Annotated in this window: 27 protein-coding genes; 17 read left to right on the top strand and 10 right to left on the bottom strand. The window is 63.2% G+C overall.

Annotated elements, in window-relative coordinates; translation table 11 throughout:
• Nucleotides 1-168 precede the first annotated feature (168 nt).
• The 3 genes from zur to ACRCYW_RS14155 are packed head-to-tail and all read left to right on the top strand — an operon-like array spanning nucleotide 169 to nucleotide 1,312.
• Nucleotides 169-627 (top strand): zinc uptake transcriptional repressor Zur, encoded by a 459-nt coding sequence (gene zur, locus ACRCYW_RS14165; protein ID WP_438550768.1) that lies wholly within the window; start codon nucleotides 169-171, stop codon nucleotides 625-627.
• Nucleotides 617-1,078 (top strand): chemotaxis protein CheX, encoded by a 462-nt coding sequence (locus ACRCYW_RS14160; protein WP_438550705.1) that lies wholly within the window; start codon nucleotides 617-619, stop codon nucleotides 1,076-1,078. The genes zur and ACRCYW_RS14160 overlap by 11 nt, the downstream gene beginning before the upstream one ends.
• A gap of 6 nt (nucleotides 1,079-1,084) precedes the next feature.
• Nucleotides 1,085-1,312, top strand: coding sequence for a hypothetical protein (locus ACRCYW_RS14155; protein WP_438550704.1), 228 nt, complete (start codon nucleotides 1,085-1,087; stop codon nucleotides 1,310-1,312).
• Between the two features lie 83 nt (nucleotides 1,313-1,395).
• Here the strand turns inward: ACRCYW_RS14155 and brnQ are convergent, their stop codons facing one another.
• The gene (brnQ, locus tag ACRCYW_RS14150; protein WP_438550767.1) at nucleotides 1,396-2,658 is read right to left on the bottom strand and encodes a branched-chain amino acid transport system II carrier protein; all 1,263 of its coding nucleotides are present in this window, start codon (nucleotides 2,656-2,658) and stop codon (nucleotides 1,396-1,398) included.
• 236 nt (nucleotides 2,659-2,894) lie between these two features.
• Nucleotides 2,895-3,605 carry a tRNA1(Val) (adenine(37)-N6)-methyltransferase gene (locus tag ACRCYW_RS14145; protein ID WP_438550703.1) on the bottom strand — a complete coding sequence of 237 codons (711 nt, stop codon included), beginning with the start codon at nucleotides 3,603-3,605 and terminating at the stop codon, nucleotides 2,895-2,897.
• Between the two features lie 127 nt (nucleotides 3,606-3,732).
• Here ACRCYW_RS14145 and srmB point away from each other — a divergent pair, with 127 nt between their 5' ends.
• The gene (gene srmB, locus ACRCYW_RS14140; RefSeq protein ID WP_438550702.1) at nucleotides 3,733-4,956 is read left to right on the top strand and encodes an ATP-dependent RNA helicase SrmB; all 1,224 of its coding nucleotides are present in this window, start codon (nucleotides 3,733-3,735) and stop codon (nucleotides 4,954-4,956) included.
• Nucleotides 4,957-5,137: 181 nt separating this feature from the next.
• On the opposite strand, the gene yaaA is transcribed toward srmB, so the two are convergent.
• The 3 genes from yaaA to tapT are packed head-to-tail and all read right to left on the bottom strand — an operon-like array spanning nucleotide 5,138 to nucleotide 8,114.
• Nucleotides 5,138-5,911 (bottom strand): peroxide stress protein YaaA, encoded by a 774-nt coding sequence (gene yaaA / locus ACRCYW_RS14135; RefSeq protein ID WP_438550701.1) that lies wholly within the window; start codon nucleotides 5,909-5,911, stop codon nucleotides 5,138-5,140.
• 32 nt (nucleotides 5,912-5,943) lie between these two features.
• Nucleotides 5,944-7,053: a PilT/PilU family type 4a pilus ATPase gene (locus tag ACRCYW_RS14130; protein WP_438550700.1), complete on the bottom strand. Its 1,110-nt coding sequence runs from the start codon at nucleotides 7,051-7,053 to the stop codon at nucleotides 5,944-5,946.
• Between the two features lie 26 nt (nucleotides 7,054-7,079).
• Nucleotides 7,080-8,114, bottom strand: a complete 1,035-nt coding sequence (gene tapT / locus ACRCYW_RS14125) for a type IVa pilus ATPase TapT (RefSeq protein ID WP_438550699.1) — start codon at nucleotides 8,112-8,114, stop codon at nucleotides 7,080-7,082.
• Between the two features lie 39 nt (nucleotides 8,115-8,153).
• On the opposite strand from tapT, the gene ACRCYW_RS14120 reads away from it, so the two are divergent.
• The 5 genes from ACRCYW_RS14120 (at nucleotide 8,154) to ACRCYW_RS14100 (ending at nucleotide 11,216) form a co-directional block, all read left to right on the top strand.
• Nucleotides 8,154-8,873 carry a YggS family pyridoxal phosphate-dependent enzyme gene (locus tag ACRCYW_RS14120; protein ID WP_438550698.1) on the top strand — a complete coding sequence of 240 codons (720 nt, stop codon included), beginning with the start codon at nucleotides 8,154-8,156 and terminating at the stop codon, nucleotides 8,871-8,873.
• Between the two features lie 209 nt (nucleotides 8,874-9,082).
• Complete coding sequence (gene proC, locus ACRCYW_RS14115; protein ID WP_438550697.1) at nucleotides 9,083-9,907, top strand: pyrroline-5-carboxylate reductase; 825 nt, start codon at nucleotides 9,083-9,085, stop codon at nucleotides 9,905-9,907.
• Nucleotides 9,908-9,932: 25 nt separating this feature from the next.
• Entirely contained in the window at nucleotides 9,933-10,484 is a 552-nt protein-coding gene (locus tag ACRCYW_RS14110; protein ID WP_438550696.1) for a YggT family protein, read from the top strand.
• Complete coding sequence (gene yggU / locus ACRCYW_RS14105) at nucleotides 10,484-10,777, top strand: DUF167 family protein YggU (RefSeq protein ID WP_438550695.1); 294 nt, start codon at nucleotides 10,484-10,486, stop codon at nucleotides 10,775-10,777. Before ACRCYW_RS14110 ends, yggU begins: the two co-directional genes overlap by 1 nt.
• Nucleotides 10,778-10,796: 19 nt before the next feature.
• A complete protein-coding gene (locus ACRCYW_RS14100; protein ID WP_438550694.1) occupies nucleotides 10,797-11,216 on the top strand; it encodes a DUF4426 domain-containing protein in 420 nt (139 codons plus the stop codon).
• A 75-nt stretch (nucleotides 11,217-11,291) separates the two neighbouring features.
• Here the strand turns inward: ACRCYW_RS14100 and ACRCYW_RS14095 are convergent, their stop codons facing one another.
• The 3 genes from ACRCYW_RS14095 to ACRCYW_RS14085 form a co-directional block, all read right to left on the bottom strand.
• The gene (locus ACRCYW_RS14095) at nucleotides 11,292-12,122 is read right to left on the bottom strand and encodes a lysostaphin resistance A-like protein (protein WP_438550693.1); all 831 of its coding nucleotides are present in this window, start codon (nucleotides 12,120-12,122) and stop codon (nucleotides 11,292-11,294) included.
• A 173-nt stretch (nucleotides 12,123-12,295) separates the two neighbouring features.
• Complete coding sequence (locus ACRCYW_RS14090; protein ID WP_349919708.1) at nucleotides 12,296-12,586, bottom strand: hypothetical protein; 291 nt, start codon at nucleotides 12,584-12,586, stop codon at nucleotides 12,296-12,298.
• 51 nt (nucleotides 12,587-12,637) lie between these two features.
• Complete coding sequence (locus tag ACRCYW_RS14085; protein ID WP_438550692.1) at nucleotides 12,638-13,012, bottom strand: YacL family protein; 375 nt, start codon at nucleotides 13,010-13,012, stop codon at nucleotides 12,638-12,640.
• A gap of 213 nt (nucleotides 13,013-13,225) precedes the next feature.
• Between ACRCYW_RS14085 and ACRCYW_RS14080 the strand changes: the two genes are divergently transcribed.
• The 7 genes from ACRCYW_RS14080 (at nucleotide 13,226) to ACRCYW_RS14050 (ending at nucleotide 20,634) form a co-directional block, all read left to right on the top strand.
• Entirely contained in the window at nucleotides 13,226-14,341 is a 1,116-nt protein-coding gene (locus tag ACRCYW_RS14080; RefSeq protein WP_438550691.1) for a sugar diacid recognition domain-containing protein, read from the top strand.
• A 119-nt stretch (nucleotides 14,342-14,460) separates the two neighbouring features.
• Nucleotides 14,461-15,723: a GntP family permease gene (locus tag ACRCYW_RS14075; RefSeq protein WP_438550690.1), complete on the top strand. Its 1,263-nt coding sequence runs from the start codon at nucleotides 14,461-14,463 to the stop codon at nucleotides 15,721-15,723.
• 9 nt (nucleotides 15,724-15,732) lie between these two features.
• Nucleotides 15,733-16,866 (top strand): glycerate kinase, encoded by a 1,134-nt coding sequence (locus ACRCYW_RS14070; protein WP_438550689.1) that lies wholly within the window; start codon nucleotides 15,733-15,735, stop codon nucleotides 16,864-16,866.
• A 210-nt stretch (nucleotides 16,867-17,076) separates the two neighbouring features.
• Nucleotides 17,077-17,640: an NnrU family protein gene (locus ACRCYW_RS14065; RefSeq protein WP_438550688.1), complete on the top strand. Its 564-nt coding sequence runs from the start codon at nucleotides 17,077-17,079 to the stop codon at nucleotides 17,638-17,640.
• Nucleotides 17,641-17,706: 66 nt separating this feature from the next.
• Nucleotides 17,707-18,243, top strand: coding sequence for a glutathione peroxidase (locus tag ACRCYW_RS14060; protein ID WP_438550687.1), 537 nt, complete (start codon nucleotides 17,707-17,709; stop codon nucleotides 18,241-18,243).
• 76 nt (nucleotides 18,244-18,319) lie between these two features.
• Entirely contained in the window at nucleotides 18,320-19,255 is a 936-nt protein-coding gene (locus ACRCYW_RS14055) for a LysR family transcriptional regulator (protein ID WP_438550766.1), read from the top strand.
• A gap of 182 nt (nucleotides 19,256-19,437) precedes the next feature.
• Nucleotides 19,438-20,634 carry a NupC/NupG family nucleoside CNT transporter gene (locus ACRCYW_RS14050; RefSeq protein ID WP_438550686.1) on the top strand — a complete coding sequence of 399 codons (1,197 nt, stop codon included), beginning with the start codon at nucleotides 19,438-19,440 and terminating at the stop codon, nucleotides 20,632-20,634.
• A 425-nt stretch (nucleotides 20,635-21,059) separates the two neighbouring features.
• Here the strand turns inward: ACRCYW_RS14050 and ACRCYW_RS14045 are convergent, their stop codons facing one another.
• The gene (locus ACRCYW_RS14045) at nucleotides 21,060-21,545 is read right to left on the bottom strand and encodes a methylated-DNA--[protein]-cysteine S-methyltransferase (RefSeq protein WP_438550765.1); all 486 of its coding nucleotides are present in this window, start codon (nucleotides 21,543-21,545) and stop codon (nucleotides 21,060-21,062) included.
• A 31-nt stretch (nucleotides 21,546-21,576) separates the two neighbouring features.
• The gene (gene arfB, locus ACRCYW_RS14040) at nucleotides 21,577-21,993 is read right to left on the bottom strand and encodes an alternative ribosome rescue aminoacyl-tRNA hydrolase ArfB (protein WP_438550685.1); all 417 of its coding nucleotides are present in this window, start codon (nucleotides 21,991-21,993) and stop codon (nucleotides 21,577-21,579) included.
• Nucleotides 21,994-22,194: 201 nt separating this feature from the next.
• Here arfB and glnK point away from each other — a divergent pair, with 201 nt between their 5' ends.
• Nucleotides 22,195-22,533 carry a P-II family nitrogen regulator gene (glnK, locus tag ACRCYW_RS14035; protein ID WP_011704615.1) on the top strand — a complete coding sequence of 113 codons (339 nt, stop codon included), beginning with the start codon at nucleotides 22,195-22,197 and terminating at the stop codon, nucleotides 22,531-22,533.
• The last annotated feature ends 34 nt before the right edge of the window (nucleotides 22,534-22,567 follow it).

The raw sequence follows: 22,567 nt of genomic DNA, 5'->3' as shown, positions 1-22,567 counted from the left end.
CTCGCAGGGCGAGAGATGGGGATCAGTAGGGGTGTGATGGTGGCGCGAGCGTGTGGGATACACGCCCGCTCGCGAGGCTGTGAGGGGGGCCGGGAAAATGAATTTTGTCCCCGCGCGGGCGAGGCCCTGTGATAGTATCCGGCTAATTGACAGGGTAGCTGCGTGATGATGAATCAAGACCAACTCTTACTAAGGGCGGAACGCCTCTGCGAACAGCGCGGGATCCGCTTCACCCCCACCCGGCGCCAGGTGTTTCGCCTGCTGGCGGCTCACGGCAATGCCATCAGCGCCTACGATCTGCTCGCCCAGCTGCAGCAGACCGAGGCCCATGCCAAGCCGCCGACCGTCTACCGGGCCCTCGATTTCCTGCTGGAGCAGGGGTTTGCCCACAAGGTGGAATCCCTCAACGCCTTCATCTTCTGCTGTCACTTCGACCACGCTCACCCGATGCAGCTGCTGATCTGCGATCGCTGCGGCGACGTGGTGGAGCTGCACGACGACGCCATCGACGGCGCCTTTTCCGAGCAGGCTCGCCAGCATGGCTTTACTATTACCAACAAGACCATAGAGGCTCACGGCCAATGCGCCCGTTGCGCCGAGACCCCGGGGAGTCACGATGAAGGCTGATTTTGTAAACCCGTTCCTGCTCTCCCTGCTCAACGTGATCTCCACCATGGCGCAGCTGGAGCTCAAGCCCGGTGCTCCCAAGCGCAAGACGGACGAGCTGGCGCGCGGGGATGTCTCCGGCCTCATCGGCATGGTGGGCCCCCAGACCCGCGGCTCCCTCTCCATCAGCTTCGAGAAGGGGCTGGCGCTGGAGATCATGCGCCGCATGCTGGGGGAGGCGCCGACCAGCCTCAACGAGGAGGTGACCGACATGGTGGGAGAGATCACCAACATGGTGACCGGCGGGGCCAAGCGGATGCTGGGGGAGAAGGGCTACGAGTTCGACATGGCGACCCCCATCATCGTCTCGGGTCCGAACCATACCATCACCCACAGGGCGGACGGCGCCAAGATCATGATGCCGTTCGATTCCGACTACGGTCGTGCCACCATCGAAATCTGCTTTGAGTAACCCATCATGTGGAAAGCGTTGAAATGGAGTTTCATCGCGGCAGTCCTGCTGCTGATCCTGTCGGACATCCAGCTCAAGACCTCCATCTACAAGTATGAGGACAACAGCGTCCTGATCAGCTTCCCGCGCTGGCAGCCCAAGCAGCCCTGGGGCACCCTCAGCTGGCATGCGGGCCGGATAGAGCATCACTGGTACGGCCTGGCCGGCAAACCCAAGCCGGCATCCGTGCTCTAGCGCTACGGATTTTCCTCGGCAGTCAAAACGAAAGGGGCCAGCAGATGCTGGCCCCTTTCTTGTTGTGCGTGTGCGGTGGACTATCAGGCGGCTTCGGCAGCCAGCTTGTCACCGGAGCGGATCATCACACCCAGGCCACAGGCCAGCAGGGTCGGCAACAACCAGGCCAGTCCCTTGTCGAACAGCGGCAGGAAGGCGAATGCATCCATCTTCATGCCGGCGGCACCCAGACCATCCAGGCAGCCGAACAGGAAGGCGACCAGCAGCACGGAGCGGAACACCAGGCGCGGACGACCGAAGTAGCCCTTCAGGAAGGTGACCAGCACCAGGGCCACGGCCACCGGGTAGATGGCGACCAGCACCGGGATGGAGAGGCTGATGAGCTGGCTCAGGCCGACGTTGGCGACCACGGCGCAGATGACCCCCAGCAACACCACCAGCTTCTTGTAGCTCATGCCGGTCAGGTTGTGGAAGAAGTCGGAGCAGGCGGAGATCAGGCCCACGGCGGTGGTGAAGCAGGCCAGGGTGATGATGGCCGCCAAGATATATTGACCCGGTTGACCGAACAGGCTCAGCACGTAGGCGTTGACGATGGCGCCGCCGTTGCTGACGTCGCTGGCCACACCGGCTGCGGTGTTGCCGAGCTGGAACAGGGAGACGTAGACCACGGACAGGCCGATGGCGGAGATGATGCCGGCGATGGCCAGGTACTTGAACTGGCTCTGGTAGTCGGTGATGCCCTTCTGGCGCAGCAGATCGACGATGAGGGCGCCGAACATCAGGGACGCCAGGGTGTCCATGGTGTTGTAGCCTTCCAGGATCCCTTTCACGAAGGGACCGTTCTGGTAGTCACCGGCGGCGGCAGGCATGGTGCCTTGCGGCGCGATGAAGACGCCGACGGCCAGGGTCAGCAGCAGGATCATCAGCACCGGGGTCAGGTACTTGCCGATGGCGTCCATCAGCTTGCCCTGGTTCATGGAGACCAGGATGGCGATGCCGAAGAAGATGACGGTATAGGCGGCGAGACCGGCCTGACCCATGTCACCGATGAAGGGCTTGAGACCCATCTCGTAGGCCACCAGGCCGGTACGGGGGGCGGCGAAGGCCGGGCCTATGATGATGTAGATGGCGACCGCCAGGGCGGTGGCGATGCCGGCGGGCAGCAACTTGGTCATGCCGGCCCAGCCGTTGCCGGCCTTGGCGACGGCGATGATGGTGATGAGGGGCAGGCCCACGGCGGTGACCAGGAAGCCCAGCATGGCGAGGGAGAGGTGTTCACCCGCCAGATAGCCGGCCAGGGGCGGGAAGATGATGTTGCCGGCGCCCAGATAGAAGGCGAAGGTCATAAAGCCCAATCCGAGTACGTCGGACGTCGTGAGTGATTTCGTCAAGTTCAACCTCGTCTGTCTTGTAAACTATTGCTTGTTATAGTTTTTTATTGGTCAGTGACCCAGGCCCCTCGGGGATAAAAAAAAGGAGCCCCGCTGATTTTTTCATCGCGACCAGTGGTTTTGGCTGGTCTGGAGCGGGTGCTCGTTTAAGAGTCAGCATAATGATGTGGAAAAATTCTTCAAGGCAAAATTTACATCTTAAAATAGAAGGGGTGGGTTAGTTGGATATATCTGTCGGAATAGCCTCCGGTAGCAGAATGGATCACAATTTCACCCCGTTCACACCTGTTTAATCCTCTGCCAAGTAGCAATAAAACGCGATTTGCCTCTTTCCCTTCCCTGGTGATAACAGCTGTATAACAACTGGCCTGCAGCTCATAATTCGCCGAAATGCATAAAATTTCATCGGCCATGGGAGTGGGCAGCACCAGAGCGACCCGGCCACTCGGAGCCAGCAGGCGCTGACAGGCGGCCAGCAGCGCCCGGGGATCCAGGGCGCCGGTGTGCCGGGCGAGGGCCCTGGCCGGGTCGCTGAAAACCTGGCCTGCCACGAAGTAGGGGGGGTTGGAGACGATGAGATCATAGGGGGCCGCCCGGTGATCCTGGATGGCCGCTTCCACTATGTTGACCCTGTGGGCCCAGGGGGAGGCAGCGACATTCTCTTTGGCCTGACCGGCTGCATCTTTATCCAGCTCCACCCCGTCGATCCGGCAGTCGTTTGTGCTGCGCTGAGCCAGCATCAGGGCGATGAGGCCGCTGCCGCAGCCGATGTCCAGCACCCGGCGGGCCCCAGCCAGGGGCGCCCAGGCGCCGAGCAGTATGCCGTCCGTGCCCACCTTCATGGCACAGCGGTCATGGGCGACGTGAAATTGTTTGAAGGTAAAGCCGTTGCTGCGCCCCATCTGGCCCTCTATCCCGTCTGCTATACAAAAAATGGTCGGCGATTATAGCGGCTAAGGTGCCAGCGCCATAGGAGCCGGCGGCATAATCGCCTATAATCTGCCGCTTCCTAAATGACCGAGTATTGCCATGAGCCAGTCCTTTGATGATTTCGACCTGAATCCCGCCCTCAACCGGGCCTTGGCCGAGATGGGTTTCACCCGCCCCACGACCATCCAACAGATGGTGCTGGAGCCAGCCCTGGACGGCCGCGATATCCTGGCCTCCGCGCCGACCGGTACCGGCAAGACCGCCGCCTTCCTGTTGCCCGCCATGCAGCACCTGCTGGACTTCCCGCGCCGCAAGCCGGGCCCCTGCCGTATGCTGATCCTGACCCCGACCCGGGAGCTGGCGCTGCAGGTCAGTGCCCACGCCAAGGCGCTGGCGGTGCACACCCACCTCAGCATCGAGACCATCATCGGCGGCGTCAGCCATGAGGAGCAGCTGCCGGCGCTCACCAAGACCACCGATATCGTCGTGGCCACCCCGGGTCGCCTGCTCGAGTACATCGAGAAGGAAGAGTTCGAGAGCCACGACATCGAGGTGCTGGTACTGGATGAGGCTGATCGCATGCTGGACATGGGCTTCATCAAGGACGTGAACCGCATCGTCGAAGAGGCGCGCTACCGCAAGCACACCATGCTCTTCTCCGCCACCCTGGAAGGGGCCGGTCTCACCAAGTTTGCCAACGAGATCCTCAAAGATCCGGTGGAACTGCACGCCGAGCCCCCCCGCAGCGAGCGCCGCCCCATTACCCAGTGGGTGCATCTGGCCGACGACGCCGCCCACAAGCTGGCGCTGCTGGTGCACATCCTGAAGGATCCGCAGACCCAGAAGGCCATCGTCTTCGTCAAGACCCGTGAGCGGCTGGCCGAGCTCTCCGGCCAGTTGCAAGCGGCGGGCGTTCCCTGTGCCTGGATCCGCGGCGAGATGGAGCAGGCCAAGCGTATCGAGTCCATTCGCAAGTTCCACGAAGGGGAGGTGCCCTTCCTCATCGCCACCGACGTCGCCGCCCGTGGCATCGACCTGCCGAACGTCAGCCATGTCATCAACTACGACATGCCCTACGGCACCGATGTCTATGTGCACCGCATCGGCCGCACCGGCCGCGCCGGTAACCGGGGCTGTGCCATCAGCCTGGTGGAGGCTCACGACATGGCCATGGTGGCCAAGATCGAGCGCTACACCGAGGAGCGCCTCAAGCGCCGGGTGATCGACGAGCTGCGTCCCAAGCACAAGGAAGCCCGGGTGCCGGTGAAGAAGAAGAAGCCGAAAGACGGCAAGAAGAAGTCTGCCAAGAAGAAAAAGAAATAATCGCTGACACAAAGGCCACCCCGGGGTGGCCTTTGTGTTGATGGGGATCCTGACAGGATCCCGCCGGATCGCGGACAGAAAAAAGCCGACGCATAAACGTCGGCTAACAAAAAAGTGCTTACAACAGAGGATTCATAGGTTCAGACCCGAGGATCCCGTGGTTGGTTCACTTTTTTTGTAATTAATTTTCAGCGCGCTTGAACATCAGGGTGTGCTGGTCCGACTCTTCGGGCACGAAACGGTAGCCGCCGTCGTTGAAACCGGTCAGCTGTTCCACCTCGGTAAGGCGGTGCTTGATGATGTGGCGGGCCATCATGCCGCGAGCCTTCTTGGCGTAGAAGCTGATGATCTTGTACTGGCCGTTCTTTTCGTCCTTGAACACCGGGGTGATGATCCGCCCCTTCAGTGCCTTGGGTCTTACCGACTTGAAATACTCGTCGGAGGCCAGGTTGATCAGCACCTCGTCCCCCTGAGCCGCCAGCGCCTTGTTCAGGTGCTCAGTGATGACATCTCCCCAGAATTGATAGAGATCCTTGCCGCGCTCGTTGTCGAGGCGGATCCCCATCTCCAGCCGGTAGGGCATCATCAGATCCAGCGGGCGCAGCACCCCGTAGAGACCGGACAGCATGCGAAGATGTGCCTGGGCGAAGTCGAAGTCCCCCTCGCTGAAGTCCTCCACCGCCAGACCCGTATAGACATCTCCCTTGAAGGCCAGCAGCGCCTGGCGGGCGTTGGCCGGGTTGAAGTCCGGCAGCCACTCGCTGAAACGGGCGGCATTGAGTCCCGCCAGCTTGTCGCTGATCTTCATCAGGCTGGCGATCTGGGCCGGCGTCAGCTGGCGGGCGCGGGTGATGAGCCGGGCGGAGTGATCCAGCAGCTCGGGCTGGGTGAAACGGGAGGTCACCAGCGGCGACTCGTAATCCAGCGTCTTGGCCGGGGAAACCACAATCAGCATAACTTTCCTTCATTCGCGGCGGCGACGCCCCCTCATTCGTCCAGGGTGGCGTTGTCCAGTGAACCTGTGCCCAGCTGCTCGCGACCGGAGAGTTTGATCTGCAGCCTCAGGTCGTTGGCGGAGTCCGCATGGGCGAGGGCCTCACTGTAGCCAATTTGGCCGGCGCAGAACAGGGCGAACAGCGCCTGATCGAAGGTTTGCATGCCGAGCTCGGTGGATTTGGTCATCACCTCCTTGAGTCGATGGACCTCCCCCTTGCGGACGATGTCGGTGATGAGGGGGGTGTTGAGCAGGATCTCGAAGGCGGCGATGCGGCGCTGGCCGTGCAGGCTGGGCAGCAGTTGCTGCGCGACGATGGCACGCAGGTTGAAGGAGAGATCGAACAGGAACTGGCGGTGCTTCTCCTGAGGCACCAGGTGGAGGATGCGATCCAGCGCCTGGTTGGCGTTGTTGGCGTGCAGGGTGGCGAGGCAGAGGTGGCCGGTCTCGGCGAACTGGATGGCCAGCTCCATGGTCTCCTGAGTGCGGATCTCGCCGATCAGGATCACATCCGGCGCCTGGCGCATGGAGTTTCTGAGGGCTACATCGAAGGAGTCGGTGTCTATGCCCACCTCCCGCTGGGTGACCAGGCAGCGGCCATGGCTGTGTACGAACTCCACCGGATCCTCCACCGTCAGGATATGGCCGTCACCATGCTGATTGCGAAAGCCGATCATGGCGGCCTGGGTGGTGGACTTGCCGGCACCTGTGGCCCCCACGAACAGCACCAAGCCGCGCTTGGCCATGGCGACATCCTGCAGTATGGGGGGCAGCAGCAGCTCCTCGAAGCCGGGGATCCGGGTCTCGATGCGGCGCAGCACCATGGCTGGTTGATCCTGCTGCCAGAAGGCGCTGACCCGGAAACGCCCTATCCCCTCGCGCGCGATGGCGTAGTTCGCCTCTCGGGTGCGCAGGTAGCGATCGAAGTGCTCCGTATCCAGGCTATCCCTGACCAGGGCCAGGGCCGCCTGCTTGTCCAGCGACGCCTCGCCGAGGGGCACCAGGCGGCCGTTGACCTTGAGGGTGGGGGGGGCACCGACCGTGATAAAGAGATCCGAGCCCTTTCGTTCAACCAGTGCAGCCAGCAGAACATCCATGTTCATAGCGTCTCCTTGGGTTTGAGGTCGTATTAAATGCTGTTGGGGTCGGTCGCCTTGGCCTTGGCGTCCAGGGCGGCCACGACTCCGCGGTTGACCAGCTGCTTGAGGCTCTGGTCCATGGTCTGCATGCCGTGGGTCATCCCGGTCTGGATGACGGAGTAGAGCTGGGCCACCTTGTCCTCCCGGATGAGGTTACGCACCGCCGGGATCCCCAGCATGATCTCGTGAGCCGCCACCCGGCCGCCGCCGATCCGCTTGAGCAGGGTCTGGGAGATGACGGCCCGCAGGGATTCGGACAGCATGGAGCGCACCATGTCCTTCTCCGAGCCCGGGAAGACGTCGATGATACGGTCTATGGTCTTGGCCGCCGACGAGGTGTGCAGGGTACCGAATACCAGGTGGCCGGTCTCGGCGGCAGTCAAGGCGAGGCGTATGGTCTCGAGGTCGCGCATCTCCCCCACCAGTATGATATCCGGGTCTTCCCGAAGGGCCGAGCGCAAGGCGTTGGTGAAGCTCTTGGTGTCGCGATGCACCTCGCGCTGGTTCACCAGGCAGCGTTTGTTCTCGTGCACGAATTCGATGGGATCCTCGATGGTGAGGATGTGCTGGTGGAAGTTGTCGTTGATGTAGTCAACCATGGCCGCCAGGGTGGTGGACTTGCCGGAGCCCGTCGGTCCGGTCACCAGCACCAGGCCGCGGGGGAACTCGGCAATCTTGCGGAACATCTCCGGCGCCCCCAGCTCTTCGAGGCTCATGACCTGGCTGGGAATGGTACGAAACACGGCGCCCGAGCCGCGGGATTGCTGGAAGGCGTTGACCCGGAAGCGCGCCATGCCGGGTACCTCGAAGGAGAAGTCCACCTCGAAATGCTCCTCCAGCTCCTTGCGCTGGTGGTCATTCATGATGTCGTAGATGAGGGCGTGCACTTCCCTGTGGTCCAGGGCGGGCAAATTGATCTTGCGAACCTCCCCATCAACCCTGATCATCGGAGGAACCCCGGCCGAGAGGTGTAGATCCGAGGCCTTATGCTTTACACTGAAAGCCAATAACTCTGTGATATCCATAGATTTGTTATTCTCCCATCACAAGATCACGAACGAAATATGAGCCAGATTGCCCAGCACCTGCTTCAGGTAAAGGAACGTATTGTACAGGCGGCCCGACGGGTTGGCCGCGGTGCCGATCCTATCTTGCTGCTCGCGGTCAGCAAGACCAAACCCCTCGAGGATATTCAGGCCGCCTATGCCGCCGGCCAGCGCCGCTTCGGCGAATCCTATGCCCAGGAGGCGGCCACCAAGATCGACACCCTGCGCGCCCAGACCGAACAGACGGCGGGCGCAGACTACGCAGACATAGAGTGGCACTTTATCGGGCCGCTGCAATCCAACAAATCCAGATTGGTGGCGGAGCGATTCGACTGGGTTCAAAGTGTCGATCGCGACAAGCTGATCGAGCGCCTGAACCATCAGCGTCCGGCCGGGATGGCGCCGCTAAATGTCTGTCTGCAAATCAATATTAGCGGAGAGAGCAGCAAATCCGGTACGTCGGAGCAAGAGATTTTCCGGCTGGCTGCCCTGGTGGCCAACTGCGAGCGGCTGCGGCTGCGTGGCCTGATGGCCATCCCCGAGCACACCAGCGACGAGGCGGTACTGGCCGGACAGATGCGGCGCATGCAGGCTCTGTTCACCGAGCTTGCGCGACAATACCCGAGTGTCGATACCCTCTCCATGGGCATGACCGAGGATCTGGAGCCGGCGATCGCCCATGGCAGCACCATGGTGCGGGTCGGCACCGCCATCTTCGGCGCCCGCGACTACTCATAGCGAGCATGACAGGCTGGTACTCCCGGCGGACAAGACGGGCGCCATCACCTCGTGCCGCAGATCCTGGTTGCCGAAAGGACTCTGCCCGTCATGGGCCGGCCGCCGGGGATACCATCAGTTTCAGGAGTCTGTGATGCCCCATGGGGCGCCCGACGGGTCGGCGCCGGCATGACAGAGTTTCCCAATCACATCGACCACAGGAGTGCGTGATGCAACACAGAATTCTTGCCTTCATCGGCGCAGGCAACATGAGCCGCAGTATCATTGCCGGCCTCATCCAGGCGGGTTATCCCGCCGACTGCATCCTGGCCGCCAACCCGAGCCGCCCCAAGCTGGATGAGCTGGCCAACCAGTTTGGCATTCGCGTCACCCAGGACAACGCCGAGGCGGCCAGGGCGGCGGACGCCATAGTGCTGGCGGTCAAACCCCAGCTGATGGGGGCCATGCTGGCGGCGCTGGTCGCGGAGCTCGGGTCGCTGGAGGGCAAGCTGCTCATCTCCATCGCCGCCGGTATCCGGGTAGAGCGCCTCAAGGAGATGGCCGGCGGTCATGGCCGCATCGTGCGCACCATGCCGAACACGCCATCCCTGCTGGGGCTCGGCATGACGGGCCTCTACGCACCGGCCGGGATAGATCAGGCCGACCGCGACTTCGCCGAACAGATGATGCAGTCCGTGGGCAAGACCCTCTGGACCGAGCAAGAGGCGGGGATCAACGGCGTCATCGCCGCGGCGGGCAGCGCGCCGGCCTACTTCTTCCTGTTCATGCAGGCCATCGCCGAGGAGGCCGAGGCCATGGGCTTTACCCCGGAACAGGCCCGCCTGCTGGTGCAGCAGACCGCCCTCGGCGCCGCCGCCATGGTGGAGCGCAATCCCGGGCTCTCCCTGCAGACCCTGCGGGAGCAGGTGACCAGCAAGGGGGGCACCACGGCCGAGGCGGTCAAGACCTTCCAGGAGCAGGGGCTGATGCCGCTCACCGCTCGCGCCATGCAGGCGGCCGTGACCCGCGCCGCCGAGATGGAAACCCTTTTTTGAACACAGTCCTTAACCGGGAGCCCAGATGAATACCGCTTACTTTCTGATTAACACGATTTTTGATCTCTACCTCATGGTGGTGCTGCTGCGCGTCTGGCTGCAGTGGGCCCGTGCCGATTTCTACAACCCCATGAGCCAGATGGTGGTCAAGCTGACCAACCCGCTGGTGGTGCCCCTGCGCCGCATCATTCCGGGCTTTGGCGGGCTGGACATGGCCTCGGTGCTGCTGGCGCTGCTCATCGCCTTCGCCAAGCTGGCGCTGCTCAAGAGCATGAACGTGCTGCTGGCTGACTGGCTCACCCTCAGCCTGTTTGCCTTCCTCACTGTGTTGAAGAAGGCGGGCTCCATGATCTTCTGGATCCTGCTGATCCGCGCCATCCTGAGCTGGGTCAGCCAGGGTCGCAACCCCATCGAATACGTGATGCACCAGCTGACCGAGCCCTTCCTGGCCCCCATCCGCCGCATACTGCCGGCCCTGGGCGGACTGGATCTCTCCGTGCTGGTCGCCTTTATCGCGCTGCAGGCCATAAACTATCTGTTGGGGGATCTGTTCGGCCAGCTGTGGTGGATGATCTGATGCCGGCCGTCCTGCGTGAAGGGGACGACCTGATACTGCATCTGATGATCCAGCCCAAGGCGAGCCGGGATCAGATCGTCGGCTTGCACGGCGATGAATTGAAGGTAGCCATCACGGCGCCGCCGGTGGATGGCCAGGCCAACGGCCATCTGATCAAGTATCTGGCCAAGCAGTTCAAGGTGGCCAAGGGGCAGGTCAGGATAGTGCGGGGGGAACTCGGCCGGCACAAGACGGTGGCCATAGAGGCGCCGAGGCAGATCCCCGCCGAGATAGATGCCCTGCTGGAAAGCTGAACACGAGAAGGATGACATCATGAAAACGGTCTGGATGAGCTGCCTGCTGGCGCTGCTGATGGTGCTGCCACTGCGGGCCGAACAGATGAAGGAGCTGGGACCCTGGCAGGTGCACTACAGCGCCTTCAATTCCAGCTTCCTCACTCCCGAGGTGGCCAAGGCCTACGGCCTGGAGCGCAGCCGCTACAACGGCATCGTCAATATCGCGGTGCAGAACAAGCAGGGGGTGGCCCAGGCGGTCGGCATCAGCGGGGAGGCCAAGAACCTCACCGGTACCATCCGCACCCTGAGCTTCCAGGAGGTGAAGGAAGGAGAGTCCATCTACTACCTGGCTGTGCTGCCCTATCGCAATGAGGACACCTACCAGTTCACCCTGACGATCATGGGGGAGGGGCAGCAACAGACGCTGACTTTCCAGCAGACCTTCTACGTCGACTGAGCCCGCCCTTCGCAAAAAAAGCCCCGAACTGGTTCGGGGCTTTTTTTATCTGCGATGTACTGACGTGCCCGACGTTTAGCGGCTGGCTAGCGGGTAGGTGAAGAAGGCGAGGTGGGCGAAGTTGAACAGGAAGTGCAACAGGATGGCGACGCCGAGCCGTCCGCTCAGCTGGAACGCCAGCCCGTAGCAGGCCCCTGCCAGGGCGGCGAACAACACCAGCAGCGGCCCGCCGGCCAGGTGCGCCACCCCGAACAGCAGGCTGGCGACCAGGATCCCCAGCCAGACCCGACTGCGCCGTGCAACGGCCTGCTGGATGAAGCCCCGAAACAGCGCTTCCTCCGCCACGCAGGTGAACAGCAGGTTGTTGAACGCAAACAGCCACCACCAGTGGGGCAGCCCCACCTCGGGCCTGAGGGCGCCGAGTTGCCAGGCGACCAGCAGCAGGGCCGCCAGCGGCAGCACCAGCAGGGCTAGGGGGCGCCAGCGCAGGGGGCCACCCTGACCGAGCAGGGGGGGCCAGGCCAGCAGCAGGCCGAAGAAGATCAGCGGCTTGTCCAGATTGAGGTAGAGGGTGAAGGGGACGCTGGCGGGGCCGGCCTGTACCTTGTCCAGCACCCGCAGATTGTCAAAGCCCGGGACCAGGTGCAGGGTGAGGGCCAGGGCCCAGAGCAGCACCAGGGCGAGGGCCGCTGGGCGCCAGGGTTGGGGCAGGCTGGGGGTACGCCAGGCCAGCAGCAGGCCGGCGAGGCTGATGAGCAGGGCCAGGGGCGTGATGTGGCCGAGGACGAGGGCCGCACTCAGGGAGACCCCGAGCAGGAAGAGGCCGGGTGTGCGTTGGCGGGCCAGGCAGAGCAACACGGCCAGGGCCAGTGCCCCCCAGATCAGGGCATCAGGAAGCGGTAACATGGAGTCTCCTTATGGGTCTAGGGGAGGCACCTTACCGGCTCCCCCCGCCGTGACACAAGGGTCAATAGACTGGTCGGATCCCGGGGAAGCCGGCTTCTTTGCTGCCGGCGGGCCATAAAAAAACCGGAGCAGAGGCTCCGGCTTCTTGTTCGATATGGCGCAGAGGCGCTGGCTTATCGGCCGGATTCGGCGATCACCCGGGCGATGATGTCGGCGCGTTTGGTGGCTTCCAGCTCACCCAGGGCGATCAGGCCGGCCTTGAAGATGACGTTCTTCGGCAGGCTGACGTCGTCCAGGGTGGTGATGGCCTCCACGTGCATGCCGTTCAGACGGCTGGCATCGCGCGGGCTCAGGTTGACCTGGGTGTTCAGCACCTGCTTGCCCTTCTTCTTGGCCGGGGCGGCTTTCTTCGGTTGATCCTGCTCGTCTTCCGGCAGTTCGTCATCAAAATCGTAAATAGACATAGTCAATCCTGTTGGGTTGTGGCGGGCGCATTCGCCCGGCCTATAAGGTTCCTAGCCAATATCCTCGTTACGGATAAAGGCGCGCCAGGAGGCGAGCACCTGGGCAAAATCTTCCAGCCCGCACATGGCCAGCTGTTCATCATCGTAGTAGGCGAGATCGTCGAGATCCTCGCCCAGCTCGATATTGAGGACGTTGGCCTTCACCTCTGCCTCCTCGTGGGTGAGCAGCAGGGAGTAGTCGCCCCCGGCCAGCTGATACTCGACGCGGGCACGGCTGGAGAGCTCGTCGATGATGGAAAACAGCAGATCGAGCTTCTCCTCATCCTTGCCCACCTCGTCGATCAGCCACTGACCGATGGCTTCGTGGCCCATGGAAAACCGGGCGCGATAGCCACCGAACGGGTCGCGGCGAAATTCATAGTCCATAGCGGCGTCCATCAGATAACGGCAGGCTCATCATCAGGAGATCCCGTCAAATCCGTGATCCCTGGTGGGGCACACCTGAGGTAAAGTGGCCTATTCTAGCGATCCCCCCCTCGCTTGTCTTGATGATGTGGCATCTTTGCGCTGCCACCCGGCGTTTACACGGAGACCCCATGGCATTCCTATCCCGTTCCCCCTCACTCGACTGGAGTCCCCATGCAGCTTGATGAGAGCCTGGCGCGGCAGATCGTCAGCCGGGCCATGAAGATATTGTCCTTCTCGGTCAACGTCATGGATGAACACGGCCTCATCATAGCGTCCGGCAACCCGGAGCGGCTGCACCAGCGTCACGAGGGGGCCGTGCTGGCCCTGACCGAGAACCGGGTGGTGGAGATCAGCGAGGCGACTGCCCAGCAGCTCAAGGGGGTGCGCCCCGGCATCAACCTGCCCATCGCCTATCAGGGGGAGCTGCTCGGGGTCATCGGCATCTCGGGGGATCCGGACGAAGTGCGTGCTTACGCCGAACTGGTGCGCATGACCGCCGAGCTCATCCTGGAGCAGGCGGCCCTCACCGAGCAGTTGCAGTGGGACAAGCGCCACAAGGAGGAGCTGGTGCTGCAGCTCATCCGCGGCGAGGGGCGGGTGGATCAGCTGCAGCAAGCGGCCCGCTTCCTCGACCTGGATCTGGCCCAGCCCCGGGTGGTGGCCGTGCTGGCACTGGAGGAGGCGGATCCCGCCCGCCTGCGGGAGCTGGTGCACCTGCTGGAAAACCCGGAGCGGGACAACCTGGTGGCCATCAACGGCCTGGACGAGATAGTGGTGCTCAAGCCGGCCCAGCTCAGCGACGGGATCTGGCAATCGGATCAGGAGCGCAGCCGCATCAAGCAGCTGCTGGCCCGCATTCCCCACTTCAGGATGCGCATCGGGGTGGGTGATTACTTCGCCGGCACCGACGGGCTGGCGCGCTCCTACCAGACGGCGCGGGATACCCTGCGCCGCGGCATGCGTCAGGCACCGCGCAAGCAGGTCTACTTCTTCGAGGATTACCGGCTGCCGGTGCTGCTCGGCAGCCTGGCGGACTCCTGGCAGGCGGATCAGCTGCGGGCCCCCCTGCAGAAACTGGCGAGGGAGGACGCCAAGGGGGTGCTGCAGAAGACGCTGCGCCAATATTTCTTGCAGGACTGTGATCTGCATCCCTGTGCCGATTCACTCTTCATTCATCCCAATACCCTACGCTACCGCCTGACCCGGATAGAGCAGATAACAGGGTTAAGTTTCAACAAGTTAGATGACAAGTTCCTGCTCTATCTCGGCCTGAATTTCGAGAGCTGATTTGTTCTATTGAATAAAAATCCTTGCTTTCAATCGGCAAGTTTTGGCTTTTCTACCAAAGCTTTCCCGACGGGGATCCCCATAATGGCGGCCACTAACGACAACAAAAGGTGCCCGTCATGATCCCTGTATCCGCGCTCGGCGCTCTCGCCGCGCTCTCTATCGCCATCTTCCTCATCCTGAAGAAGGTGCCGCCTGCCTACGGCATGATCGTCGGCGCCCTGGCCGGTGGCCTGATCGGCGGTGCCGACCTGACCCAGACCGTCGCCCTGATGATCGGCGGCGCCCAGGGGATCACCACAGCCGTGATGCGGATCCTGGCGGCCGGCGTGCTGGCGGGTGTCTTGATCGAATCGGGCGCGGCCACCACCATCGCCGAGACCATAGTCAAGAAGCTCGGCGAGACCCGGGCCCTGCTGGCCCTGGCGCTGGCCACCCTGATCCTGACCGCGGTCGGCGTCTTCGTGGACGTGGCCGTCATCACGGTCGCCCCCATAGCGCTCGCCATTGCGCGCCGCGCCGATCTCTCCAAGGCGGCCATACTGCTGGCCATGATAGGGGGCGGCAAGGCGGGCAACGTCATGTCTCCGAACCCGAACGCCATCGCGGCGGCAGACGCCTTCCATCTGCCCCTCACCTCCGTCATGGCGGCGGGCATCATCCCGGGTCTGTTCGGTCTGGTGATGGCCTACTGGCTGGCCAAGCGCCTGAACAACAAGGGCTGCAAGGTCGCGGCCGATGAGGTGGTGAGTGTCGATGACACCAAGCTGCCCGGCTTCCTGGCCGCCATCAGTGCGCCCCTGGTCGCCATCCTGCTGCTGGCCCTGCGCCCGGTCGCCGGCATCGTCGTGGATCCCCTCATCGCCCTGCCCCTCGGTGGCCTGGTGGGTGCCCTGATGATGGGCAAGTTCGGCAAGGTGAACCAGTTTGCCGTCTCCGGTCTGGCGCGCATGGCGCCGGTCGCCATCATGCTGCTGGGGACGGGTACCCTGGCGGGCATCATAGCCAACTCCGGTCTGAAGGACGTGCTGATTAGCGGCCTGACCGCCTCCGGCCTGCCTTCCTACCTGCTGGCCCCCATCTCGGGTGCCCTGATGTCCCTGGCGACCGCCTCGACCACGGCCGGTACCGTGGTCGCCTCCAACGTGTTCAGCTCCACCCTGATCGAGCTCGGCATCAGCAGCCTGGCGGGGGCCGCCATGATCCACGCCGGGGCCACCGTGTTCGACCACATGCCCCACGGCTCCTTCTTCCATGCCACCGGGGGCAGTGTCCACATGGGTGTGAGCGAGCGTCTCAAGCTCATCCCCTACGAAACTGCCGTCGGTCTGACCATAGCTGCCGTCTCCACCCTGATGTTTGGCGTGTTCGGTCTCGCCTAAGGAATCGATATGAAAATTGTGATCGCCCCGGATTCATTCAAGGAGAGCCTGAGCGCCATGGCGGTGGCTGACGCCATCGAGGCAGGTTTCAAGCAAGTGCTGCCCGACGCCACCTACGTCAAGCTGCCCATGGCAGACGGCGGCGAAGGGACTGTGCAGTCCCTGGTGGATGCTACCGGCGGCCGCATCCTGCCGGTGGAGGTGACTGCACCCCTCGGCAACAAGGTGCAGGGCTTCGTCGGTCTGCTGGGTGACGGCGAGCGCGCCGTCATCGAGATGGCGGCCGCCTCCGGCCTGCATCTGGTGGTGCCGGAGCAGCGCAACCCCCTGCTCACCTCGAGCTGGGGCACGGGGGAGCTGATCCTGGCCGCCCTGGAGATGGGAGTGACTCACCTCATCCTCGGCATTGGTGGCAGCGCCACCAACGACGGCGGCGCCGGCATGATCCAGGCGCTGGGCGGCAAACTGCTCAAAGCGGACGGTACTCCCATAGCGCCGGGGGGCGGCGGCCTGAGCGAGCTGGCGAGCATCGACCTCAGCGGGCTGGATCCCCGCCTGACCGGGATCCACATCGAGGTGGCCTGTGACGTGAACAACCCGCTGTGCGGCCCCAAGGGCGCCTCAGCCGTGTTCGGTCCCCAGAAGGGGGCGACCCCAGAGATGGTGGCGCAGCTCGATGCCAACCTGGTCCACTACGCCCACTGCATCGAGCAGGCGCTCGGCAAGCAGGTGAAAGAGATCCCGGGGGCCGGCGCCGCCGGTGGCATGGGAGCCGCCCTGGTGGGGCTGCTCGGCGCCGAGCTGAAACCCGGCATCCGGATCGTCATCGAGGCGCTGAAACTGGCGGATGCGGTGGCGGATGCGGATCTCGTCATCACCGGCGAGGGGCGGATCGACAGCCAGAGCATCCACGGCAAGACACCTATCGGGGTGGCCCGCTGCGCCAAGCAGTTCGGCAAACCGGTGATCGGCATCGCCGGCTGCCTCACCGATGATTGCGGCGTGGTGCACGAGCACGGTCTGGATGCGGTCTTCGCCGTGGTCAACCGCGCCATGTCCCTGCCGGAGGCGCTGGCCACCGCCACCACCAATCTGGAGCTCACGGCCCGCAACGTGGCCGCCCTCTACCTGCTGCGCAAATAAACCTCATTCGGCCGGTGCCTGGCACCGGCCAACCCCGCCCCGTGTAGCGGATGTGGCTGGTTGCCTGGCTCCAGACCCTCTGACGCACCTTGCCGATCCCTGATCGGCTTTTTTCATTATCCCGCTGTCTTCTCTATGGTTTTTCTATTCTCGCCCCAGCCTTTGCGGCATAGTGATCCCCCATGAAGGGCAAGGTGCGAGGAGACGCCCATGATCCTGCTGACCCTGGGGGTAGCGCTGTTTACCCTGATTCACCTCTACCCCTGCTTCGCCCCGGCCCACCGTGCTCGCCTGCGCGAACGGCTGGGAGAGAACCGCTACAAGGGGCTCTTCTCCTTGGTGGTGTTCGTGGCCATCGGCTGCATCATCGCCGGCTGGCGCATGTCCAGCCCCATGCCGCTCTATTTCCTGCCCGCCTGGGGCCCCATGCTGGCCATGGGGAGCATGCCGGTCGCGCTGATCCTGCTGTGCGCCGGTCAGGGGGCCAATCACTTCAGACGCTATCTGGTGCATCCCCAGCTCATCGGCGCCCTGCTGTGGTCGGGCGGCCATCTGGCGGTGAACAGCGAGGCCCGCTCCCTGGTGCTGTTCGGTGGCCTGGGTCTGTGGGCACTCATCAGCATCGTCTGGATTTCGGTGCGGGACTGGCGGCAGAAGCCGCGTCCCGCGGCGACCTGGCAGGGGACGGGGATCAGCCTGGGGGCGGGACTGGCCGCCACGGCCCTGCTCATCTTCTGGGGGCACGGCTGGCTCACCGGCATACCGCTGCACTGAAGCCCGGGCTGAACCAAACTTCAGTTCTGCGCGTATGACCCTCATCTAGCCGGAAGGAGCCCTGCGATGAAATGGATGCTGCTGCTGCTATTGTTCGGTGCGGGCGCAGTTTTTGCCGCCTGCCCCGACTATTTCAACCTGGAGCAGCGGGAGCTTAACGGCACTCAGCGCCACAACCTCTGCCAGCTCACCGAGGGCAAGGTGGTGCTGGTGGTCAACACCGCCTCCTATTGCGGCTATCGCGGTCAGTTCGCGGATCTGGAGCGGCTCTACCAGAGCTACAAGGATAAGGGTCTGATCGTGCTGGGTTTTCCCTCCAACGACTTCTGGCAGGAGTCCGCGGACGAGGGCAAGACAGCCACTGTCTGTCGCCGTGACTACGGGGTCACCTTCCCCATGTTCAACCGCATCGCCGTGCGCGGCTCGGATGCCAGCCCGATTTACCGGGGACTGGCGGCCGCCGCCGGTGGCGACGCCCCCGGCTGGAACTTCCACAAGTACCTGATCGGGCGTGATGGCAAGCTGATCGGCAGCTATGGCGCCAACCAGGCGCCGGGAGAGGATCCCTTGCTGGGCGAGCTGAAACAGGCGCTCGGGCGCTAGGCTCAGGCGGGCCGCTCTGGAATAATGGCGGCCTCTCCCTTCATCTGGACATCCCGTGCTGCAACGTCTGCCCCAAATGGTGATCTTCGATGCCCTGGTCCGTGAGCAGGGCATCTCCGCGGCCGCGCGCCGGCTCGGGGTCTCCAAGTCCCACATCAGCAAGCAGCTGGCCCTGCTGGAGACCGAACTCGGTGCCCAGCTGGTGCAGCGCACCACCCGCCGCTTCGCCCTGACCGACCTCGGCCAGGAGTATGCCCGCCACTGCCGCGCCCTGGTGGCGGTGGCGCTGGAGGCCGACTCCATGGTGGCGGAGCGGCGCGGCAAGGTGAGCGGGGTGTTGCACCTCGGGGTCGGCCAGTCCTTCGGCCGGCTGCACGTGATCCCGCGGCTCAAGGCGTTCCAGGATCGTTACCCCGAGCTGGAGCTGGAGGTCTCACTGTTCGATCACCGCACCAACCTGGTGGACGAGGGGCTGGATCTCTGGATCACCACCTATGAGGACAAGCCGGAAGCCCTGGTGGGGCAGCGGCTGGCGGACATCGGTTTCGTGCTGGTAGCCTCGCCGGATTATCTGCTGAGCCACGGTACCCCGCTGCAACCCAAGGATCTCGCCCAGCATAACTGCATCACCTACCAGAGCCGAGAGCGGCGCTACCACGAGTGGTCGTTTCGCCAGGGCAAGGAGCGTCAGACGGTGCAGGTGGCGGGCAACTATCGGGTGGATCTGGCGGAGGCGGTGCGGGACGCGGCCCTGGCCGGGCTCGGCATCGCCTATGTGGCCAACTACTTGTTGGACAAGGAGTTGCAGACCGGCCAGCTGATCCCCCTGCTGCCCCAGTGGCGGCCGAACCAGAAGATGGCGGTGCACGCCGTCTATGCGAGGCGGGAACACCTGGATCCCAAGATCCGCCTGTTCATCGACTTCCTCAAGGAGAGCTTCGGCCCCCACCCCTACTGGGAGCAGCATCTCGCCCCCTGGCTCGGGGGCAAATTGTCCGGCAGGGAGGAATAATCGTTTCCATATAAGAACACTGGCTTTCGCGTGATATCAAATATCAGCGAAATCAGCAGCTTGCCGCAACCGGTATCGTGCAAACGTTTTTGCTAACAAGGCTGTAACCAAGCGGGCTTGCAGTGACGGAGGAGGGGGCGCAGAATCCGCGCCCATCTTTCAGCTCACCCGATGGACCCCCTATGATCGCCCTGCTCGGCATACTGAGTATCCTGGCCCTGGCCGCACTCTGTTCTGATAATCGTCGTCGTATCCCGTTGAGAACAGTGGGCCTCGCCCTCTGCCTGCAAGTGCTCTTCGCCGCCCTGGTGCTCTGGCTGCCCGCCGGCCAGCACGTGCTGAACGGCGTCAGCGAGAGCGTCAGCAGCGTGATCGGCTACGGTCAGGAGGGGATCGCCTTCCTGTTCGGGGATCTCGCCAAGTTCAAGCTGGGCTTCATCTTCGCCTTCAACGTGCTGCCGGTGATCATCTTCTTCTCCGCCCTCATCGCCATCCTCTATCACATCGGCCTGATGCCCAAGGTGATCGCCCTGCTGGGCGGCGGCCTGCAGAAGCTGCTGGGTACCGGCCGGGCCGAGAGCCTCTCCGCCACCGCCAACATCTTCGTCGGCATGGTGGAGGCGCCCCTGGTGGTCAAGCCCTACCTCTCCAAGATGTCCGACTCCCAGTTCTTCGCGGTGATGAGCTGCGGCCTGGCCTCCGTGGCCGGTGGCACCCTGGTGGGTTATGCCAGCATAGGGGTCGAGCTCAAGTACCTGATCGCGGCGGCCTTCATGTCCGCCCCCGCCGGTCTGGCCATGGCCAAGATCCTGGTGCCGCCCACCGAAGAGGAGGTGGATCATCATCAGGACGTGGAGATCCCGCGCTCGACCAACGTCATCGAGGCGGCGGCCGATGGGGCCATGGCTGGCCTGAACATCGCCGTGGCGGTGGGGGCGACCCTGCTGGCCTTCGTTGGCGTCATCGCCCTGCTCAACGGCCTGCTGGGCTGGGCCGGGGATCTGGTGGGGCTGGACTTGAGCTTCCAGATCATCCTTGGCTGGCTGTTTGCCCCCGTCTCCTGGCTCATCGGTGTGCCTTGGGGTGAGGCTCAGGCGGCAGGGGCCCTTATCGGTACCAAGATCGTCATCAACGAGTTCGTCGCCTTCATCGCCCTGGTGCAGGATCAGACCCTGAGCGAGTCGAGCAAGGCCATCGTCACCTTCGCCCTGTGCGGCTTCGCCAACATCTCCTCCATGGCGATCCTCATCGGCGGCCTGGGGGCCATGGTGCCGGAGCGCAAGGCCTTCATCGCCCGTTACGGCATGCGAGCCATCCTGGCGGGGGTGCTGGCGAATCTGATGAGCGCCTCCCTGGCGGGTCTCTTCCTGGCCCTCTGATTGACCCCGAAGCTAGCACCTTCCGGTCAGAGCCCGCTTCGGCGGGCTTTTTTGTGGGCAAACGACGGCCAGAAAAAAAGCGCCTCTGGGGAGGCGCGGGGAAAAAGACAGATTGGAAGCGTCACATGGGTGCTACCTGGATGAGGGATGAGCCATGCCACCCAGGTACAGGGCCATCATGCCTGCCACTCTCTGAAGCCCTTCTGAGGCGATTCTTCATACTGTGTTCATTTTGATAAACGCTGCCGCCAGCCCATGCGGCATGCGTCTGATGCTGTGTTTATTTAAATAATCAGCGTTTTATTTTGAATGGCCCCAATTTCACGGCGCGACCAAGAGATCCCGCCTCCCTGAGACAGGGAGGGCTATGCCCCCGAATCCCTGCGGTTGTAGTGGGGGCCATCCCTGCCCAGTCATTGGGTCAGTCAGGGGGTGAGGGTGAAGTCACGGCCTTCCAGCGCCAGCAGCCATTGCTTGATGGGCAGGCCGCCGCCGTAGCCGACCAGCTTACCGCTGCGCCCTATGACGCGATGGCAGGGCACTATGATGCTGAGGGGGTTCTGGCCGTTGGCGGCCCCCACGGCGCGCACCGCCTTGGGATTGCCGATGGCGTTGGCGATATCGAGGTAGCTGACGGTCTCGCCATAGGGAATGTCGCACAGGGCCTGCCAGACCGCTTGCTGGAAGGCCGTGCCTCGGGCGGCCAGAGGCAGGTCGAAGCACTGCAGGCGGCCGGCGAAATAGGCCTCGAACTGGGCGACAAAGGGGGCCAATGCCTGGTCATCCCTCAGCCACTCCGGTGCCGGCTGGATGGGGCGCTCCCCCTGCACAAATTCCACGTGGCGTAAGCCATCCTTGTCGATGGCGACGAGCAGGGGCCCGATGGCACTGTCACAAAAACCGTATCGTATCTGCACTGTTTCCCTCTGATGGGTAAAGGGGCTAGTCCAGCCCGGGTTTGCCGCGGGTGGATTTTATCTCCCCCTTGCGCTTCTTGGCGTCGACCCGCTTGCGCTGGGAGCTGCGGGTCGGCTTGGTGGCGTGACGCGCCTTGGGTCGCCAGGCGGCCTTCTTCAGCAGCTCCACCAGACGGTTCATGGCCTCCTTGCGGTTCATGTCCTGGCTGCGGTGGGTCTCGACCCTGATCTGGATGAAACCATCGTGAACCCGGCTGTCGGCGAGCCGCTCCAGCCCCTCCTTGTAGAGGGGGGTCAGGCTGGGGGAGTCCCGGTAATCGAAGCGCAACCAGACGGCGGAGTCGGTCTTGTTGACGTGCTGGCCGCCGTTGCCCTGAGCGCGCATGGTCTGGAACTGCAGCTCATGCCAGGGAATGGTCACGCTGTTGGAGATGACTAACATGGGGTGATGCTCTCATTTGGTGCATCAAGGGAGTCTGGTGCAGCTTGGTGCCTCATTATGGGGCGAGTTGCGCTTCCTTGGTGATACCGGGCCCTAATGGCCCAAGGGTTAAAGCCTATCTTTATGAAAATAAAAAATAAAAATACTTGGCACAAGAATTGATGACTCTTGCAAGACATACCATGGATTGGGAGCAACCAGATGAAGCTGATTACTGCGATTATCAAACCCTTCAAGTTGGACGACGTACGCGAGGCCATCGCCAACCTGGGGGTCGAGGGCCTGACCGTGTCCGAGGTCAAGGGTTTCGGCCGCCAGAAGGGTCACACCGAATTATACCGGGGAGCCGAGTATCAGGTCGACTTCCTGCCCAAGGTGAAGCTGGAGATCGCCACCGCCGATGACAACGTGGAAGGGGTGATCGAGGCCATCTGCAAGGCGGCCTACACAGGCAAGATCGGTGACGGCAAGATCTTCGTCTACGATCTGCTGCAGGCGGTGCGGATCCGTACCGGCGAGAGCGACGACGAGGCTCTGTGATCCCGACAGCCGGATCCCCCGTTTCACGGGTCTG

This window comes from Aeromonas sp. (genome assembly GCF_051657805.1).
GTDB lineage: Bacteria > Pseudomonadota > Gammaproteobacteria > Enterobacterales > Aeromonadaceae > Aeromonas.
The sequence above is the reverse complement of the archived record's forward strand: the minus strand, read 5'-3'. Positions and strand labels throughout refer to the sequence as shown.

What these genes read in the sequence shown, in the direction of transcription:
- srmB (WP_438550702.1), top strand. Translation starts at nt 3,733, where the DNA reads ATGAGCCAGTCCTTTGATGATTTCGACCTGAATCCCGCCCTCAACCGG.
- ACRCYW_RS14070 (WP_438550689.1), top strand. Translation starts at nt 15,733, where the DNA reads ATGAAAATTGTGATCGCCCCGGATTCATTCAAGGAGAGCCTGAGCGCC.
- ACRCYW_RS14145 (WP_438550703.1), bottom strand. Translation starts at nt 3,605, where the DNA reads ATGGGGCGCAGCAACGGCTTTACCTTCAAACAATTTCACGTCGCCCAT.
- ACRCYW_RS14050 (WP_438550686.1), top strand. Translation starts at nt 19,438, where the DNA reads ATGATCGCCCTGCTCGGCATACTGAGTATCCTGGCCCTGGCCGCACTC.
- zur (WP_438550768.1), top strand. Translation starts at nt 169, where the DNA reads ATGAATCAAGACCAACTCTTACTAAGGGCGGAACGCCTCTGCGAACAG.
- tapT (WP_438550699.1), bottom strand. Translation starts at nt 8,114, where the DNA reads ATGGATATCACAGAGTTATTGGCTTTCAGTGTAAAGCATAAGGCCTCG.
- ACRCYW_RS14160 (WP_438550705.1), top strand. Translation starts at nt 617, where the DNA reads ATGAAGGCTGATTTTGTAAACCCGTTCCTGCTCTCCCTGCTCAACGTG.
- arfB (WP_438550685.1), bottom strand. Translation starts at nt 21,993, where the DNA reads ATGTTAGTCATCTCCAACAGCGTGACCATTCCCTGGCATGAGCTGCAG.
- ACRCYW_RS14080 (WP_438550691.1), top strand. Translation starts at nt 13,226, where the DNA reads ATGCAGCTTGATGAGAGCCTGGCGCGGCAGATCGTCAGCCGGGCCATG.
- ACRCYW_RS14095 (WP_438550693.1), bottom strand. Translation starts at nt 12,122, where the DNA reads ATGTTACCGCTTCCTGATGCCCTGATCTGGGGGGCACTGGCCCTGGCC.
- ACRCYW_RS14100 (WP_438550694.1), top strand. Translation starts at nt 10,797, where the DNA reads ATGAAAACGGTCTGGATGAGCTGCCTGCTGGCGCTGCTGATGGTGCTG.
- ACRCYW_RS14110 (WP_438550696.1), top strand. Translation starts at nt 9,933, where the DNA reads ATGAATACCGCTTACTTTCTGATTAACACGATTTTTGATCTCTACCTC.
- ACRCYW_RS14120 (WP_438550698.1), top strand. Translation starts at nt 8,154, where the DNA reads ATGAGCCAGATTGCCCAGCACCTGCTTCAGGTAAAGGAACGTATTGTA.
- ACRCYW_RS14085 (WP_438550692.1), bottom strand. Translation starts at nt 13,012, where the DNA reads ATGGACTATGAATTTCGCCGCGACCCGTTCGGTGGCTATCGCGCCCGG.
- yaaA (WP_438550701.1), bottom strand. Translation starts at nt 5,911, where the DNA reads ATGCTGATTGTGGTTTCCCCGGCCAAGACGCTGGATTACGAGTCGCCG.
- ACRCYW_RS14155 (WP_438550704.1), top strand. Translation starts at nt 1,085, where the DNA reads ATGTGGAAAGCGTTGAAATGGAGTTTCATCGCGGCAGTCCTGCTGCTG.
- ACRCYW_RS14065 (WP_438550688.1), top strand. Translation starts at nt 17,077, where the DNA reads ATGATCCTGCTGACCCTGGGGGTAGCGCTGTTTACCCTGATTCACCTC.
- yggU (WP_438550695.1), top strand. Translation starts at nt 10,484, where the DNA reads ATGCCGGCCGTCCTGCGTGAAGGGGACGACCTGATACTGCATCTGATG.
- ACRCYW_RS14090 (WP_349919708.1), bottom strand. Translation starts at nt 12,586, where the DNA reads ATGTCTATTTACGATTTTGATGACGAACTGCCGGAAGACGAGCAGGAT.
- glnK (WP_011704615.1), top strand. Translation starts at nt 22,195, where the DNA reads ATGAAGCTGATTACTGCGATTATCAAACCCTTCAAGTTGGACGACGTA.
- ACRCYW_RS14055 (WP_438550766.1), top strand. Translation starts at nt 18,320, where the DNA reads ATGGTGATCTTCGATGCCCTGGTCCGTGAGCAGGGCATCTCCGCGGCC.
- proC (WP_438550697.1), top strand. Translation starts at nt 9,083, where the DNA reads ATGCAACACAGAATTCTTGCCTTCATCGGCGCAGGCAACATGAGCCGC.
- ACRCYW_RS14075 (WP_438550690.1), top strand. Translation starts at nt 14,461, where the DNA reads ATGATCCCTGTATCCGCGCTCGGCGCTCTCGCCGCGCTCTCTATCGCC.
- ACRCYW_RS14060 (WP_438550687.1), top strand. Translation starts at nt 17,707, where the DNA reads ATGAAATGGATGCTGCTGCTGCTATTGTTCGGTGCGGGCGCAGTTTTT.
- brnQ (WP_438550767.1), bottom strand. Translation starts at nt 2,658, where the DNA reads ATGACCTTCGCCTTCTATCTGGGCGCCGGCAACATCATCTTCCCGCCC.
- ACRCYW_RS14130 (WP_438550700.1), bottom strand. Translation starts at nt 7,053, where the DNA reads ATGAACATGGATGTTCTGCTGGCTGCACTGGTTGAACGAAAGGGCTCG.